Consider the following 17,787-nt stretch of genomic DNA (forward strand, 5'->3'; position numbering starts at 1 on the left):
CGTAACCAACTTATCTCGTTAGCGGGTGCAAATATACAACCACTATTTTTATTCCACCAAACCTTTTTTAATCTTTTTTTAAAATCTTTTCCCTAATACTCATGAAGGCCTTATTATGAAGTGATTAGGAGTTGGGTTTAAAGAAAGAAATCCCATACTAAACCAAAACGAAAATTAAAATCCCTATAAGGATTGTTAGGCGCAGAAAAGTAATCATAGCCTGTAAATGAAGCATTAAAGTGTTCAAACTTAAAAAAGAACCTTGTCTGTCTTATTTTTGCATTAACAAAAAAGTCCAATCTTGGAAATCCTCCAATTTTGGTTTTATTCTGCGTATAAAACTCAGCAAGTAATGGATCATAACTGTCCATATAATAATCTGTAAAATAATTGAATGTTATTCCTGTTTGAAGATACAGTGCTTTCTTCTTGAAAAAATGATTTGAATAGTACAATGTATTTCTAACAACAACCTCAGGTAAATTCAAAGACTTACTTTCATCGTTCACCTTTTGATATAATATAGAATTGTCTAGTGCAAACTTACCATACTTAAATTCCTTATCGAGTCTAACTTTAAAAATATCAAGAGATTGAGATAATTGATTAGGCTTAACGGCACCCGACTCCTCTTCTGTAGCAAAAAATGAAAAATTATCGATGGACATGTACTTTAAAGAGATATCGAGCAGCTTTTTTGAAGCAAAATCAAATGTTAAACTGGTGTTCTTTTGATTTTTGAAGTTTGATATATTGTCCCAGTTGTAGTTAATATAATCGCTTTGATTGAGCAATAAATTATAATTCGGAGCCTGAGAGCTTGTTCCAAGTGTTCCTTTAACATCTAAGTCTTCACTAAACTTATATTGAACTTCACCTAAAAAGTAATTTCCTTCGAAATCACCAATGACATTGACTCCAAAACCAAAATCAACTCTGAACTTATCGAACTGATTATAATAATTTCCATTTACATTCAGTATTTGATCTTTAATCCTATTCGGTATTTGCTGATCATTAAGAATAGTTACCTTATCATAGCCATAATTAATATCATTGTATCCTATTCCAAAATCGACATTACCTATTATTGGTTGTGCATAATTTATAGACAGTTCTGCATGAAAATTTTCTAGCGTTGCTCTATCTTTAATATTACTTTGATTAAATGATTCTCCAAAGAAGTCTGATCTAGTTGTTTGATCAAACTGAAAATATTTATCTTCAAAATTGAGAATATTCTTTAATGACAGTATACTTCCCAAAGAATCACTAGGTTGAATAATCTCATATTGATGATTTAAATAAAACCTCTTGCCCACTAAAATGTTTTCTGCATTTTCAAAATTTGGATCAAATACACCTCTATCAATAAAATCCTCATTCCCAGAAGTGAAATTTGGTATATCTTCTTCTTTTAAACCTCCATTTTCTTGGTTTTCTAAATCTTGCGTTGTAATGTGTGCTTTAGCTTTATACTTACCATTTTTAGTTCTGTAATTTGTGGTAAATCTTAAATTACCAGTACTAGTAAGTGCATGTTGATAGTTTCCTAGTGATCTTAAACCTTTATAGGCAATAGAAAAATTAAAATACCTTGAAGTATTTACAGTGAAGAATGCATCTAATAACTGACCTTGCTTAAATGCTGTCTTAAAAAACAACTCAGTCAACGGTGTAGGCACTTCATAGTACCTAATATAATCAACTTCCATGTAATTAAAGTGCCTAGCTCTAGCACCAAATTGAGGAAGTAACCTATCATGTGAGATATCTCTAGATAATTGGTTATAAGTCTGACCTATATTGGCAAATTGCATTAGACCAAAATTGTCTTTCCTTAAATAATTAAACTTATACTGTTTTTGAATTGTTAAGGATGTATCAATATATTCAACATTTCCTTCTACATCATAGATTTTATATTGCTCAATTTTCGCAATACTATTATTTACTTTATTACTCTTTTTTCTTGTAGATGTACTATCATTAAAACCATTAGGCTGCAATACTTTTTTATTGCTTTTTAGATTTTTATTAGGTTCTAAAGTTTGAGTATGCAAAACACTCACAGAAAAAATGATAAAGAAATAAACAATAAATGTTCTGAACATATTAATAAAATTCAATTAATGTGCAAATTAATAATTCTGAAATAAGGAAATCATAAAAAAAATAAAAAAGCGACCAAATTGGTCGCTTTTTATATTTATATGTGAAACGTATTAGTTCCCTACTGAGAACGATCTAACGATCTGTCCACCAAATTCATCAATTTGGTCAAATAGAGATGAATTACCATCACAAGCTATAAGATTACCATTGATAGAACCATTACCATATGCACAGCAAATACCATCACCGAACTGATCAAAAACTACGAAATCATAGTTTCCATCAGGAATACATAATGTTACAGAGAATGTCTCTAAATCATCATAGTTTCCAAATCCAGTATCACCATCGATAAAGTCTCCAGAATCAGCATCGTATAGTTGCCAAGCTGTTTCTTCTGGATAGTTATCAAAGACAAAGTCAAATTTAACTTCATTTAAAGTACAAGCACTAGAAAAAGAAATCTGTGTTGTACCTCTTGTATTAATAACTGTTCCATCAGGAGCAACAACATCTAATGCTAATACTCTAGATGATCCTTCTGGGATTGCTGAAAAGTCAACATCAATAGGTGTTGATCCAACAAACTCACCAGCAGGAATCGTTACAGAATTTGCAACAGTGTATTCTCCAGCCATTGCTGACGTAAGATCAGAATTCACATTAATAGAAATTGTTCTATCTGCATTAGTTCTTGTTGTAGACTCTACAGTAACAGTACCACTTCCAGCACAGAACTCAATAGTTTGAGAAGCTCTTGCGAAAGATAATCCTGTTTGACCACCATCTGCATCATAGATGACTAAGTCTTCCTCACAACTAGTGTACGAGAATACAACTAATAAAGCAAGGGTTAATTTTAATATATTATTTTTCATAATTATAAGAATTTTTTATTAGTAACCAGGATTTTGTTGTGTTCCAATTCCAGCGTTTGCATTGATCTCAATAATTGGAATAGGTAACGTAAATCTGAAATCAGATGCAGCTAATGTACAAGCTCCACTTTGAGTAGTACAATCTGTTTGATCTCTGTTTACGCCTCTGTTAGCAGCAACACCTAAACGTTTTAAATCCTTATAACGGTGACCTTCGTATGCAAGCTCAATTCTTCTTTCATCAAGGATAGCAGCGTAAGCTTCTTGAGCAGAACCATAAGATGGTGTTGCTTGAGCAGAACCAAATCTTGCATCTCTTAATTGCTTAATTAAGTTAGCAGCACCAGATAAATCGTTGTTTGTTGCAACTCTAGCTTCAGCTAACATTAATAACATTTCAGAAGATCTAAATACTTTTAAGTCATTCATTAATGGTCTACCTTCAGATCCTGGGTATTTTTGAATTACTAAGATATCAGTATTAACTGGATCAGGGTCTGTATCATAATTAGGGTTGATTACAGATGTTGGTGCAACAATTACATCAAATCTTATATCATCAGTATCTAATAAGTTAAATACACCTCTATCCATTTCAAAATATGGAGAACCAGATAATGTTGCATCTACGAAAGCAAATACAGAACCAGCCCATCCACCACCAGTGGCAACAGAACCAGTATTAACTTGACCATCATATCCATCATTAACAGCTCTTTCTAATTTGAAGATAACTTCCGTATTATCATTATCTAACCACATTGCTTGATATTGAGCAGTGTTAGCTAAAGGATAAGCAGATAATAACTGACTAGCTAAAGTTTGCACAGTACCGTAATCTCCTCTAGTTAAAGCAGCTCTAGCTCTCATAGCGTTAATAGCATCTGTAGAGATAAAAGTTGCATTAGATTGCTCGTTACTTAAACTTAAAGCAGTCGCTAAATCATCATTAATATAAGTCCACATTTCACCAGTTGTATTTCTAAGTGGCTGGTAATCTAATGGTGCAACAAAATCAACAACAGGAGCTGCTAAAGTTGTGTCATCAGATGGGTCTGGACTAAAGTAAGTTAATAATTCTAAGTTTGCATAAGCTCTAATGGCATAAGTTTGAGCTAATACATTATTATATAAAGCTTCTTCACCGGCTTCAGGAGTAATTAGAGCCGCAGCTTCAATAAGAATCGTTGCTCTGTTATTTACTCTAAAGTTACGTACCCAGAAATCCTGAGCAGCAGCACTACCTGCATTTAATACAAAATCGTATAATGCAAATCCTTGTCCACCACTATCAAAACCTACTGATACTTCATCAGTAAAGTTAGCAGATAATGAAATCTCAGGAGTTAAATCCCATTGGTTGTATACAGCTAATAATCCTAGCCTTAAATCTTCAACCGAACGGAAAGCATTCTGTGCATCCAGTCTACCTGGCTGTCTGATATCGATTGCGTCGTTACAACCCATAACTACTGTTAAGAGTCCGACAAATAATATTTTACTAAATTTTTTCATGTGTTTTTTTTTTTAAAATCCTAATTCAAATCCTACAGATATTGTTCTTGGAGTTGGATATGATCTCTGTCCACCGTTAGATTCAGCATCAAAACCTCTCCACTCAGACCATGTGATCAAATTTTCTCCGTTTACAAATACTCTTGCATTAGAAATACCTGTGTTCTCTAAATATTTAGCAGGAACATTGTATCCAAAACTTGCAAAACGTAATCTTAAATAATCAGCACTTCTTAAGAAACGATCAGATCCAAAAGAGTTTCTGTTCGCTGCTGTTGGAGAAGGAATATCTGTAATATCACCTGGTTGAGACCAAGCTCTTAGGATATCTCTTGAAAAGTTAAACTGTCCTACATCATCTTCATCTATAAAACTTGCATAATCATTATCAAAACGATCTACACCAAGTACATAGTTAAATTGAGTTTGTAAGAAGAAGTTCTTGTAATCAAAATTAACTTTGAAACTACCATTCCACTCAGGAGTTAAGTTTTTATCTAACCATACACGGTCAGTATCAGCATCTGGAGATTCAGTAACGTCACCGTTTGCTGTTAAGTATAATAATTCACCGTTTGCTGGATTAACACCAACATAACGTAATGTAAAGATTTCATTTAAGATTCCTCCATTACGACCTAGTCCTATAATTTCACCTTCCGCATTTGGAAGATCTTCTAATTCTGTGATGTTGTAGTTACCTACAATTCCAACATTCATTGCGAAACCTCCTTCAGATTTTGCTTGGAATAAATCATAATCAACAGTAAAATCAACACCTCTGTTATATAATAAACCAGTGTTTGCATTTTGCTGAGTTACACCTGTAGTTGCTGATAATGGTGTACTTTGGAAAAGATCAGAAGTTTCTTTTTCATATACATCAATAGCACCACGTAATCTAGAATTCCAAACACCAAAGTCAATACCAATGTTTGTTTGAGTCACAGTTTCCCATTCTAATGAACGGTTACCTAACTGAGCTAGTCCAATAGAGTTAGCATTACCATAACCAGCACCAGTAGCGAAGAAATCTTCAGTTAAATCTGGACCTGTAAAGTATCCACCACCTGCTACGTTTTGGTTACCTGCTGTACCCCAAGACGCTCTTAATTTTAAGTTATCGATTGCTGAGTCATCCATAAATGCTTCGTTAGAGATATTCCAACGACCAGAAACAGAATAGAAAGTTGCCCATCTATTAGAACCAGCGAAACGGTAAGATGCATCACGACGAACAGTCGCAGATAAACCATACTTCGTATCATAATCATAATCTAATGAAGCAAAGTAAGAGAATAAACCTGCATTTAAGATGTTAGCATTAGCAAAATCTCCGAATAAACCGTTTGCAGGAGCAATAAATCCACTACCATCTCCAGGGAAGAATGTCTTAGGATCTAAACCATTTTGTCTGTATCCAAAAGTTCTAAAGTGAGCTTTAAAGTACTCTGTATATAATCCAACATCTACTGTATGCTTATCTGCAAACGTCTTGTTGAAGTTTAAAGACGTTACTTGGTTATAAGCAAACTGTCTTGTTGATTGTTGATCTTGGAAACCAGATGTTGGGTTTTCAGCACCACCGAATAAGATCGCGTTAAATGATTCTGGTCCTTCAGCACGAGTTAAGAACTCACTTTGATAATCACCAGATAATACAACACCAGCTGTTAACCAGTCTGTAATATCATAACTGAAGTTAATACTACCAATCGCTTTAACCTCTTCCTCGAAACGCGTATACGTTCTAAGTCTATCTAATAAGAATAATGGTGTATTTGTAAATGATAATGGTGATAATAAATCTGCACCATTTGTATAATCAGAAGCAGTAATATAAGGAACAGACTCATATGCACCTAATACATAGTTTCTGTTAATCGCTCCACTACCAATACTATTTGGTTCATTAGACTTAGAGTAGTTAATACTTAAGTTAATACCATATCTGAATTTTTGATTTGTAGATTTTCCAGAAACGTTTGTTCTTAAGTTAAAACGCTTTAAATCTGAATCTTCTAAAACACCTTCAGTATCTTGGAAACCAATAGATGTAAACTGAGAAGCATTCTCACTACCACTTGTTAATGATAATGTATGACTCTGAGTTACACCAGTACGGAAAAAGAAATCTTTCCAATCAAAGTTTGGAGCTGCTGCAATTTGAGCATCTGTTAATGGTGTTCCATTTCCAGGGTTAAACACACCTGTACTGTTACCAGCACCTGCACCATTTCCTCTAGATCTTTCATAACGAAGTAGATCTTGAGCGTCCATTAAGTCATAGTCATTATCTTGAAGTGAACTGTAAGCTACAAAACCGTTGTAGTTTACTTTAAGTCCTTCTCCAAAATTACCTTGACGAGTCTTAATGATAATTACACCGTTTGCACCTCTATTACCATAAATTGCAGTTGCACCAGCATCTTTTAAGATGTCGATAGACGCAATATCTTGTGGGTTAAGAGATCTAAAGTTGTCTTCATCTACAGGAGCACCATCTATAATAAATAATGGTTCAGTGTTACCATTAATAGATGCCACACCACGAAGTTGAACTAATGAATTACCACCTGGTTGACCTGAACTTGTTGTAATATTCAAACCTGGTGCCTGACCAGATAATGTTTGAACAAAACTCGCATTTGGTCTGTTTTCAATAGTTTCTGCTGTTACTCTTACAGTCGCAGCACTCGAAGTCGCTTTACTTTGGGTTCTATACCCTGTAACTACTACTTCGTCTAAAACAGCTGCATCTTCCTGCATTGAAACATTGATAGAAGATCTACTTCCTACAAGCTCTTCAACAGTTTTAGTACCTACATATGTAAACACTAAAGTTTCATTTGCACTTGCTTTGATAGAATAATTACCATCAAAATCTGTTTGAACTCCACGTGTAGTTCCTTTTACTATTACACTTACACCTGGCAACGGAAATCCGTCTACAGCCGATGTAACTGTTCCTGTGACCGTTTTCTCTTGCGCGAAAGAGAGTTGCATCACAAACGCCATAAATAGCGTCATTAACCATGTTAACTTTAATTTCATAAAACAATTATTTGAGTTAGTCTAGCGCAAACATCTTAATAATATATTAAATAAACAAGTATTTATACTAAAAAAATGTTAACAAGTAATTAAATAGCTTTAATCGATTTTTAGCTTGCAAAACCTTATAATTACTAGTAATTAGATACATAAACCTTAAATAGGTTGCGTTAAAATTTTAACTTTGCTCAAACTTTAACACTTTGGCACTAAAACCATCTTTTTCAAATTCAAAATTCGAATGTGGTACAGATGAAGCTGGACGTGGTTGTCTGGCTGGCCCTGTAACTGCTGCTGCAGTTATCTTACCTATCGAATACACCAATACTATATTAAATGACTCCAAGCAACTTTCAGAAAAGAAAAGAAACACCTTAAAACCACTAATAGAAGAACAAGCAATTACTTACTCTTTCTGCCATATATTTCCAGATGAAATTGACAGCATCAATATTTTAAATGCCTCAATTCTTGCTATGCACAAATCCATAGCCCAACTCAATACGACTCCCGATTTTATAATTGTAGATGGCAATAGGTTTAAGCCTTATCATGATATTGCCTATGAAACTATTATTAAAGGTGATGCAAAATACCTTTCTATAGCTGCGGCTTCTGTCTTAGCTAAAACATATAGAGATGAATACATGGAACGAATTCATAAAGAATTTCCAATGTACAACTGGAAACAAAACAAAGGCTATCCCACAAAAGAACATCGAGCAGCAATCAAAAAATATGGCATTACAAAATATCATAGAAAATCTTTTAGATTATTGCCAGAACAACTCAAATTAGAATTGTAACTTTTTATATTTGTAAAAATCTTTTACATGAAAAAATTCTGGTTCGTCTTTTTATGTTGCACTTTAATAGTTAGTTGCAAAAATTCTAAGTCAAAGTCATCAAGCCATATATCACTTATTCCAGAAAACACGCAACTCATAATTAAGATAAATTCTACAGAGGGTCTAGAAAATGGCTTAAAAAATAATGCACTTATTCAAGCTATAAAAAACTATACTAGAATTGAAGAATTCAGTTCGTTACTTATACCATTAAATACGACTCAAAATAATAACAACCTCATAGCAGTATCTAAAAACAAAAATGACAGCTTAGATATAAGTTTTCTTATTCCCATTTCCAAAAATGGGATTTCGACAGATTCAATCACCGAACTCAAAATAGACTCATCATTTGTTTCAAATCAAAACATAAAGAAGTTTCATTTTAATAACAATAGTTTTTACAGTACCATTATAGATAGCACTCTATTTATTTCAAATAAATTAGAACTCACCAAAAATGCTTCAAATAAAAAAAAGACAGATCAAGAATTAGAAACCTTATTAAATACATCTGACACCAAAAAAATGGTGTCTATCTGTTACAATCACAAAAACGGCAACATCAAACCTATTATATTTAATGATTCAACATTAAATAATAAACAGTTTTCAAATTATACGATGATTGACAGCGACATATCGCAAAACTCAATTCTCATTAATGGCATTACTAAAGCTTCAGATTCTACAAAAAGCTTAATCAATATATTTAAGCATACTATACCTCAAGAAAATCAAATTCCCGCAATTACACCTGCCACCATAGATTACTTCAAAAGTGTAACATTTGATGATTATGGCACCTTTTATCAAAATTTAATTAAACATCAATTTCAAGATTCAACGACAACATATGAAGCTCTGCAGAATATTGTAGAGATTGGGCAAATAAAAAAGAAAGGACAAGAAGCTATTATATTGAGATCTATAGATCCGTCCCACACATTAGAAAATCTAAACACTTCTTATACAGGTAACAATTTTAGATCTGTCCTTATATATGAACTAGAAAACTCAAATTCTATTTTAAATAGTTTCAATCCAGTTCTAAAATCTAAATCATTAAATGAAAACGTTATAACCATAGGTGATTTCATTATTTTCTCAGATGATATCTCATTTTTGAAATCAATAATATCAAACTATCAAAATAACACAACATTATCTGAAGATGTTTCTTACAAGAACCTAAAACAAGATTTAAGTGATGAAGCTTCTCTGTTAATTTTTGGCAATTCTGCCGAGTTAAATGCAATTTTAAATACAAATTTTACTGACGATAAAAAATTAAAGTTATCTCAATTTAAAACATCAGCGATACAATATGTTTATGACACAAACTTTGCACATGTAAATGCCGTTTTTAAAACTCACAAAAATAAAACACGCAGCAATTCTGTTAATGAAGAACTCAATATTTCAATTGACGCTGACCTACTATCTAACCCTCAGCTAATAAAAAACCATACTAACAATCAAATGGATATTGTTGTTCAAGATGTAAACAACAGTCTATATTTAATTTCCAATACCGGAAAAGTGTTTTGGAAAAAACAATTGAATGATAAAATTATTGGAGGTGTTAAACAAATTGACATTTATAAAAATGGTCGCTTACAACTTGTTTTTAACACTTCAAAGCGTCTTTATGTTTTAGACAGAAATGGCAAAGAAGTCAAGCCTTTTCCTTTGAATTTTAACACCCCTATCACCCAACCTGTATCAGTGTTTGACTATGATAAAAAGAAAAATTACCGATTAATGATTACACAAGGCAAATCTGTGTCGATGTATGACAAAAACGGTAAAATTGTAACAGGCTTCACTTATAAGTCTGCTCAAAATACAATTTCTTCTCAGCCAAAACACTTTAGAATTGGACGTAAAGACTATATTGTTTTTGCTCACGGAAACAAGATTGAAATCTTAGATCGAGTTGGCAGAAGAAGAGTGACTGCTAAGGAGAATATTAGTTTTTCCGAAAACGAAATCTACCTCTACAATAATCGATTTACTACGTCTAATACAAACGGTGAACTTCTAGAAATAAATCAATCTGGCCATGTGAACCACAAAAACCTAAATGCTAATAGCGAGCATAAAATTGCAACAACAAGTAAAACATTAGTTGTCCTGAATGACAATAAACTGACGATAAAATCTAAAACCATAGAATTAGATTTTGGAGATTATACTGCTCCAAAAATTTTCTATATCAATGATAAATTATATATAACAGTAACCGATTTACAGTCCAAAAGAGGTTATCTTTTTGATAGCCAAGCTAAACCCATCGCTAACTTTCCAGTGTATGCAAACTCACAATTAGAGCTGAACAATATAGATCGAGATAATGCTTTAGAAGTCATTACTAAAGGAGATGATAATGCAATCATTGTTTATGAGATTAGATAAAAGTCAGCAATCTTATTTTAACCAACTATACAAAAAAGACAACTATTTACACATCATTCTTTGCCGTTTGACTTTGATTAATTACCTTTAAACACGCTATTAATCAATTTGTTATAATCCTCATGCTATATAAATTCACATGCTCAAAACTTGTTCTAATATGTTTTGCATTTCTATTTATAGCTCCTTTATCGCACTCGCAAACAAAAAAAATTAAAAGACCAAAAAGTAGAGTTGGTATCTCCAGTGTCGACAATTTTGTACGTGAATCTTTCGATCTTTATGATAAAGTTTACATGTATGATGGTTATGCGGCAGCTGGAACACCATTAGATGATGACGACATTGATGTTTTAGAGGAAGCCCTAGAAGACCTTGCTGTTTTAAGTGAGAGTGCTCCAGATATTCTATCAGATGTAAAAGGACAAAGTGTACTGAAACAAGGAAAGGCAACACTACAAATTAATAGAGCTAAAAAAGCATTGAAGTACAGCATAAAAACTGCTAAAGAGCTTCTTTTAGGTGAACGCAAACGCAAGGAGGAAGAAGAAAAAGATGATACAGATAACTCTACCAAAGACTCGGATAATAATTCTGATTCCAGTGAGAATTCGAGTAGTGATACAGATGACTCCGAAGTAGAAGACAATAAAAATATATCTGATGACCTTGAAATATTGAGTAAATATGATTTTGTTCCAGGAGACAAACTGTTATTTTTTGATGACTTCTCTAAAGACTTTGTTGGTGATTTCCCTTCAAAGTGGAACACCAATGGATCTGGTGAAATAGTAAACATTAAAGGTGAAAATTGGTTTGAACTAAAATCTGGCTATGGTCTTTTTTTCGTTCCTGATATTGAAAATCTTCCAGAAGATTTTACAATCGAGTTTGACTTACTTACTAGTGGATTGGACAATAAAACATCGTCTACAGCAAGATTTCATGTGTACCTAAGCGACAATCTTAAATTTAACACTGGCTTAGAACATTATACTGATGTTTCATTACCTTTTGGACAATTTGGAGCGTTTAATATAAGAGTTGCCAACTACTTTAATAGAGGTGGCGGTGATATAAAAGCTGCATTAAAGTCTGATATTCGAAACGACATTTTGAACCAGCCTCATATTTCAATATCTGTTACTAAAAAACGTTATAGACTATGGGTCAATCAAACAAAATATGTTGATATTCCTAGATTTATTGAAGTCCCAAACGTACTCAATCATATCAAATTCCATATCAATAATTTTAAAGATGGTGAAGAGCGCGTATTTATTAAAAACTTAAAAGTTGCCGAAGGAGGCGTTGATCTTAGACGTAAGTTACTCGCTGAAGGCAAAATCTCTACCAATGGTATCCTTTTTGATTCGGGCTCATCTAATATCCAAGTGCAATCTTATGGTATCATTCGTCAAATATCGCAGGTATTACAGCAAGATACGACTATACAATTGAAGATTATAGGTCACACAGATGCTGATGGTACAGATGAAAACAACATAAAACTTTCGAAATCTAGAGCCGAAGCTGTTAAACAAGCACTAATCAAAGTCTATAACATTGATTCAAGCAGGCTCATTTCAGATGGAAAAGGAGAAAGCGAGCCAGTAGGAGACAATTCGACTCCAGAAGGTAAAGCACAAAACCGTCGTGTAGAATTCATAGCACAATAACGTATTTAAGGCAACCAAATCGATGCCTCAGTCTTTATGAAGGCGCCAAAGAGTATTTCTTTGGCGTTTTCTTATTTATTAATAACAAAATTAGTAGTATTGTGCCTCTAAATTTTTGTCATGATCAAACGTAATAAAGCATCAATTTCTAAGTGTATTCTTCATAAGGTTGGTAACAAATTTAATAGTACTAAAAATGCTTTTTCAGAACAACCTATTGACTTTGAAGAGGTAAGTTACGACTTGATGCTTCCGTATTTATTACGACCGTTTACTAGTTTAGCCGAATCGTACAGGTTCAATCACCATTCTAATGTTGAGCTTAATGAAATACATAGTTATGCTTCACAATTATTACAAGATGACACAGACTTTGTAGACATTTCCAAACATATTGTAATGCATTTGTTTGAACAATCAAATTCTGCACAAATAAAGACTGGAGATGTCATCATATGCCTATTTCATGACATCCAATATGAAGATTATCAAACCGATGCTATCGGTATTTTTAAAATTGAAAACAAATCGCATTTCTTTCAAACGTATTTAGAAAATGGAAGTTATGATATTATCACTCAAAAAGGAATCGCAACAAAAAAAGTAGATAAAGGTGTTTTAATTTTAAACGCTGCAGATACTGAGGGTAAAATAGTATTGAGTGTAGATAACAACAATTATGACGCACAGTATTGGATTAAGAGTTTTTTGAATATCAAATATCCAGACGATTCTAATCAACACACTAAACATTACATTGAGATGTGTCGAGAGTTTTCAAAAGACATCATGCAACCACAATTTGGCGGACAAGAACAAAGTAATTTTTTAGCCAAAACAGTCGACTTTTTTAAAGAACATGACATTGTAAATATAGAATCATTTAAGGAAGAAGTCTTTGAAAAGGAAGATACCATTCAGTTATTTGAAGATTACAAAAAAACATATGAAAGCGATCATAACGTTCTCATAAGAAATCAGTTTGATGTTTCTGAAAAAGTACTAAAAAAGCAAAAGCAGAAAATTAAAACAGAAATCAAATTAGATACCAATATTCAAATCAAATTGGATGTCGATGCTCCAGATGCGTCTGCAGAATATTTAGAACGCGGCTATGATGAAGAGAAAAAAATGCACTATTACAAAGTGTTTTTTAATGAAGAAGGGTAAACGAGTTATCAATCGATTACAAATCTAATAGATTCGTATCCATGGTACGTATAAAGCACCATAAAGTATAAGCCTTTTGCAATTGAATTTACCTCAAAAGGAATCTCATAAATTCCAGCATTTCTCATTCCTTGAATTATTGTTTTAAGTCGCTGTCCAACATCATTATAAATACTTAACTCGCAATAGGTGTTATTTATTAAATCTAGCTCCAACACTGCTCTATTTTTAACAATATTAGATTTTAAAATACGCATGTTATGACCTTTGGGTTTAACAACTTCAAAATCATCGACGCTTAATTGATTAGCATCAACGTATTTGTATACATTTACTCCAGATGTATACATAAGAGTATCATTAACACGCTGAAATCTATTAAAACTCGTGCCAATTGTAGGTTTATATTCCCAACTCTGACCTTGGTCTGTTGTTTCATATAAAAACGTATCAAAACCTCCTACCCAACCAATAGATTCATTTAAGAAACCTATCCCTTGTATTGTTCCAGAAACACCTGCAGATGTTACTGAATTTAATTCCCAAGTTGAGCCGCCATCTACAGATTTATAATATTCGGGTGTAGATGTAAACGCTTCAACCGAAGCATACATAACATCATCGTTTAATTGTTGAATTTTCCATATACGCTGATTAGAATTATTCCCTAACACAACTGGGTTCCAGGTTTCTCCTCCATCTTCAGTTCTAACAATAGTCCCCGTTAAACCTGTACCTTGAGCACTTTGCCCAGCTGCAAAACCGATATTTTCGTCCTTAAAGTAGATATCAACTAATCCATTACATAAATTCCCCATATCTATGTATATCCACGAATCGCCTTGATTTATAGACTTCATGATATACGCAGAACCATAAAAAACACCTGTTATAAAAATAGTATTTTCATTTACCGCATGCATGCCACAAATTCCAGGGACATTAGCAGGTAAATTTGAAGATATATCTTGCCAAGTTTCTCCTCCATCCACAGTTTTTAATAGTGTCACATTAGGGTTACCATTTGCGAGCGTTCCAGCAAAGCCTATATCTTCATTAAAAAACTCAATACTTCTGAAATACTGATTGCTATCATAATACTGTTGGCTCCAGGTTAAGCCACCATCTATTGTTTTTAATATTTGTCCGCCACCATCAACAACCCAGCCTATTTCCGTATTAACAAACTGCAAGTCTTCAAAACGCCAACTTAATGTATTAGCATTTAGCGTTTGCCAATTCTGTGAAAAAGATGTATTTGAAAATAGAAATAACAGACAAAAACTAAGGCTTCTAATTAGATATTTTACTTTCATTTGTAGCTTTCTTTAATGCCTACAAAGTACAATCTGAGTTTATTGAGAAATAGTAAAAAAGCGAAACTAACCAGAAGCACGGAGATTTAGAATATCTCCGTCAGGTTTAATAGATTTCAGGAAAGCTGTGGGATTATATCCCGTAAAAAGCCTGAAATCTTTAATGAAATGGTTTTGATCAAAATAATTGTATTCATATGTCAATTGCGTTAATGATAGTTTGGGATTTACTTTCATTTGTTCAATAACGTTGTTTATGCGCATTGTTCTCATAAAAAGTTTAGGAGAAATACCCATTTCATTTTTAAAACGTTGCTGAAGTCGTCTTTGTCCAAAATATTGTATTGAACTCTCTAATGATTGTGTATGAATATCTATTGTTCTAACAACTGTTTTCAAACTCTGTTTATCATTATAACTTATATATGGCTCGAGGTAATTCTCAACAATACGTATTCTATCTTTTACATTTTGAGCCAAAAAAACACGCTCTTGCAATTCTTCAATCTTTGGAAGATCCAGGTCATTTAAGTTTAAACAACTATTAGTGAGATAATGCATATCAATCTTCCATATCTTATTGGCTACCCATGGATGAAACTTTACGCCAAAAACATCCAATTCTCCATTTGGAAGCAGCAAATCAACGTATTTTTTTATTTGACCAAAAACGTGAAATTGCCCTGTTTGCGATTGAGAACTTATATCTGGAAAATGACATTGCCAAGGCACACCTAAATGAAATACCCAATCTACATAAGCATCTGGCACAAACCTGTAAGACACATTAAAAGCATCCTTGTGTGATGATTTGAGCGTCCAGAAATAAGCAATGAGATGCTCAAGTGATTTTGATGCTTTATACTTATAGAATTTCATTAGTTAAACGACTTAGTACTAAATATAAGAAATTCTAAATTTTCTCTTTAATAAAGTTAATTCACTAGTATAAATAGAATCCAATATATGGTAGGCTTTAAAATTGTTATCTCATGTTGACGTAGTTAATCTATATAGCCAAGAGAGCTTCTTCATAATAGCTTCTTATCAAGTTAAACTTATATATACCCAGTAATAGGTATTGTATGCCACTTGAATTTCAAATTAATTTGGCTAACTAAAAACGGTAACTTACTATGAAAACTTTTCTTCTCCTGTTTTACTTTACATTAGTCATTTTGTCATGTCCAAATACACATGCTCAAACAGCTGGATCAGGAACACTCGCTACCATAGAATCACTAGCAAAGCAAGAAAACGCTAATAGTGAAAGAATGGCTAAACTGAATAGAAAACATATGGACACTTATGTTTCAGAAGACTTAAAATTGAAACGACTCACTCAAGAGCAAATGAACTTACAACAACAAACCATAGTAAATCAAATTCAAGTTGCTCAAAGAATAGAAAATAAAAAACATGAAATCACAACAAGCTCTTCATGGCAAAATAGGTTAAAATCAGCGCAAAGCGGTTACAAAGAATACAATCCTGGTAGATGCAGTGCAGGTGGACCTCCTCCAATTTGTGTTGCAAATCACTGGTATCTTGTATCGGTACAAGAAGCAATGGCAGAATACAATGCTTTAGTACAAAAAGAATTTGATAAAATCACAAAAGACTTGAATAAGTATCAAAATGCCTTACTTGCCAAAAACGAAGAGTTAAGAAAATTTCAATTTGAAGATAATGAATTTGCGCAAAAAAGAGATAATCTCAATACCCAGATGAATGAAATTCAAGCCGAAAATCAAGCTCTAAGAAAACGTATTGCTCAGCTTAGTAAAAAATATGTCGCTCTAGTTGAAGAACAAGCCAAGAAATCGCAACAATCATTGATTAAAGATATTATGTACATGGTTGCTGAAAAGAATTTCTCAGAGTTAAAAACAGTACTAATAGATGCAAAATTCCAGAAGCTTGATGAAGAAGAAAAGTTAGCAAGAGATAATGCTCGTGAACGCTTAAGGTTGCAAAATGAAAAAGACATTAAAACCACAAAAGATCAAATTAATAACAAGAAAAGAGAGCTCATTAATCTCGAAACTGCTTTAATCTCAAACAATAAACCAATTAAAAAAGAATTGAGAGACTTGCAAAATGAGCGCTCTAAAATTAAAGGCGAACTCAAAAAAACTTCCAAATACAATCAACAAGAATTAGATAGTTTGCTCGTCATCCATAAAGACTTGGATAGGCAAATAAATTCTATAAAAGAAGATTTAAAACAAAGAACAGAAACTTTCAGAAGACAAAAAACGCTTATTGAAAATGAAATTAAAATCTTAGATGACGAAGCTTGGCAACTTCAAATAAACTTACCTCAACTGCAAAACAAATATGTTCTGGAAATAGAAAAAGCTTTTGAAGCAAAACGACAAATTATTAGAGATGCATTAGAAGGAAGAAAACATAGAACTCAAGAATTTATAAGACTTATAGAAACAAAAAAAGCAAGTTTTAGACAAAAAATAAAATCCTACTCTAACACTCTTGAAGATGAACGATTACGCTTAATGAGTGCCTGCAAACAAAGTGGTGCTTCATGCTGGGGAAGTGATATTGTGTCTAAAATATGGTCAAATGCCAATGGACTTATTAGTTGTACATCTATTAATAAATATAATAGCGTCACATATCAAACAGGCGAATGCGTAAAAGCATATGATTATTATAAAACTGTTTATAATCGCTTTGTAGGTGGTATCTCAGATCAAGACCTTTCTACATTCAAAAAAAGCAGATACTCTTACAAATACAGTGACATTCTTGGAAATTTTAACGCTAACTAAAC

Annotated in this window: 11 protein-coding genes; 5 read left to right on the top strand and 6 right to left on the bottom strand. The window is 32.8% G+C overall.

Annotation, left to right across the window (positions count from 1 at the left end):
• Positions 1 to 137: 137 nt before the first annotated feature.
• The 4 genes from KWG70_RS12660 to KWG70_RS12675 form a co-directional block, all read right to left on the bottom strand.
• The gene (locus KWG70_RS12660) at positions 138 to 2,114 is read right to left on the bottom strand and encodes a putative porin (RefSeq protein WP_230936407.1); all 1,977 of its coding nucleotides are present in this window, start codon (positions 2,112 to 2,114) and stop codon (positions 138 to 140) included.
• A 111-nt stretch (positions 2,115 to 2,225) separates the two neighbouring features.
• The gene (locus KWG70_RS12665; protein WP_230936408.1) at positions 2,226 to 2,993 is read right to left on the bottom strand and encodes a hypothetical protein; all 768 of its coding nucleotides are present in this window, start codon (positions 2,991 to 2,993) and stop codon (positions 2,226 to 2,228) included.
• Positions 2,994 to 3,011: 18 nt separating this feature from the next.
• A complete protein-coding gene (locus KWG70_RS12670) occupies positions 3,012 to 4,508 on the bottom strand; it encodes a RagB/SusD family nutrient uptake outer membrane protein (protein WP_230936409.1) in 1,497 nt (498 codons plus the stop codon).
• Between the two features lie 12 nt (positions 4,509 to 4,520).
• Entirely contained in the window at positions 4,521 to 7,562 is a 3,042-nt protein-coding gene (locus KWG70_RS12675) for a SusC/RagA family TonB-linked outer membrane protein (RefSeq protein WP_230936410.1), read from the bottom strand.
• Between the two features lie 203 nt (positions 7,563 to 7,765).
• Between KWG70_RS12675 and KWG70_RS12680 the strand changes: the two genes are divergently transcribed.
• From KWG70_RS12680 to KWG70_RS12695, 4 genes are all read left to right on the top strand, one after another.
• Complete coding sequence (locus KWG70_RS12680) at positions 7,766 to 8,368, top strand: ribonuclease HII (protein WP_230936411.1); 603 nt, start codon at positions 7,766 to 7,768, stop codon at positions 8,366 to 8,368.
• Between the two features lie 27 nt (positions 8,369 to 8,395).
• Positions 8,396 to 10,828 (top strand): ribonuclease HII, encoded by a 2,433-nt coding sequence (locus KWG70_RS12685; protein WP_230936412.1) that lies wholly within the window; start codon positions 8,396 to 8,398, stop codon positions 10,826 to 10,828.
• Positions 10,829 to 10,950: 122 nt separating this feature from the next.
• Entirely contained in the window at positions 10,951 to 12,507 is a 1,557-nt protein-coding gene (locus tag KWG70_RS12690) for an OmpA family protein (protein ID WP_230936413.1), read from the top strand.
• Between the two features lie 120 nt (positions 12,508 to 12,627).
• Complete coding sequence (locus tag KWG70_RS12695; RefSeq protein WP_230936414.1) at positions 12,628 to 13,677, top strand: nucleoid-associated protein; 1,050 nt, start codon at positions 12,628 to 12,630, stop codon at positions 13,675 to 13,677.
• An 8-nt stretch (positions 13,678 to 13,685) separates the two neighbouring features.
• On the opposite strand, the gene KWG70_RS12700 is transcribed toward KWG70_RS12695, so the two are convergent.
• Positions 13,686 to 14,993 carry a WD40/YVTN/BNR-like repeat-containing protein gene (locus KWG70_RS12700; protein ID WP_230936415.1) on the bottom strand — a complete coding sequence of 436 codons (1,308 nt, stop codon included), beginning with the start codon at positions 14,991 to 14,993 and terminating at the stop codon, positions 13,686 to 13,688.
• 66 nt (positions 14,994 to 15,059) lie between these two features.
• Positions 15,060 to 15,872: an AraC family transcriptional regulator gene (locus tag KWG70_RS12705; protein WP_230936416.1), complete on the bottom strand. Its 813-nt coding sequence runs from the start codon at positions 15,870 to 15,872 to the stop codon at positions 15,060 to 15,062.
• Between the two features lie 257 nt (positions 15,873 to 16,129).
• Between KWG70_RS12705 and KWG70_RS12710 the strand changes: the two genes are divergently transcribed.
• The gene (locus KWG70_RS12710) at positions 16,130 to 17,785 is read left to right on the top strand and encodes a coiled-coil domain-containing protein (protein ID WP_230936417.1); all 1,656 of its coding nucleotides are present in this window, start codon (positions 16,130 to 16,132) and stop codon (positions 17,783 to 17,785) included.
• Positions 17,786 to 17,787: the final 2 nt, after the last annotated feature.

The organism is Psychroserpens luteolus, assembly GCF_021032705.1.
Taxonomy (GTDB): Bacteria; Bacteroidota; Bacteroidia; order Flavobacteriales; family Flavobacteriaceae; genus Psychroserpens; species Psychroserpens luteolus.

Bases quoted from the DNA above. Each gene is read 5' to 3' on its own strand.
- KWG70_RS12660 (WP_230936407.1), bottom strand. From the start codon at position 2,114: ATGTTCAGAACATTTATTGTTTATTTCTTTATCATTTTTTCTGTGAGT.
- KWG70_RS12665 (WP_230936408.1), bottom strand. From the start codon at position 2,993: ATGAAAAATAATATATTAAAATTAACCCTTGCTTTATTAGTTGTATTC.
- KWG70_RS12670 (WP_230936409.1), bottom strand. From the start codon at position 4,508: ATGAAAAAATTTAGTAAAATATTATTTGTCGGACTCTTAACAGTAGTT.
- KWG70_RS12675 (WP_230936410.1), bottom strand. From the start codon at position 7,562: ATGAAATTAAAGTTAACATGGTTAATGACGCTATTTATGGCGTTTGTG.
- KWG70_RS12685 (WP_230936412.1), top strand. From the start codon at position 8,396: ATGAAAAAATTCTGGTTCGTCTTTTTATGTTGCACTTTAATAGTTAGT.
- KWG70_RS12690 (WP_230936413.1), top strand. From the start codon at position 10,951: ATGCTATATAAATTCACATGCTCAAAACTTGTTCTAATATGTTTTGCA.
- KWG70_RS12695 (WP_230936414.1), top strand. From the start codon at position 12,628: ATGATCAAACGTAATAAAGCATCAATTTCTAAGTGTATTCTTCATAAG.
- KWG70_RS12700 (WP_230936415.1), bottom strand. From the start codon at position 14,993: ATGAAAGTAAAATATCTAATTAGAAGCCTTAGTTTTTGTCTGTTATTT.
- KWG70_RS12705 (WP_230936416.1), bottom strand. From the start codon at position 15,872: ATGAAATTCTATAAGTATAAAGCATCAAAATCACTTGAGCATCTCATT.
- KWG70_RS12710 (WP_230936417.1), top strand. From the start codon at position 16,130: ATGAAAACTTTTCTTCTCCTGTTTTACTTTACATTAGTCATTTTGTCA.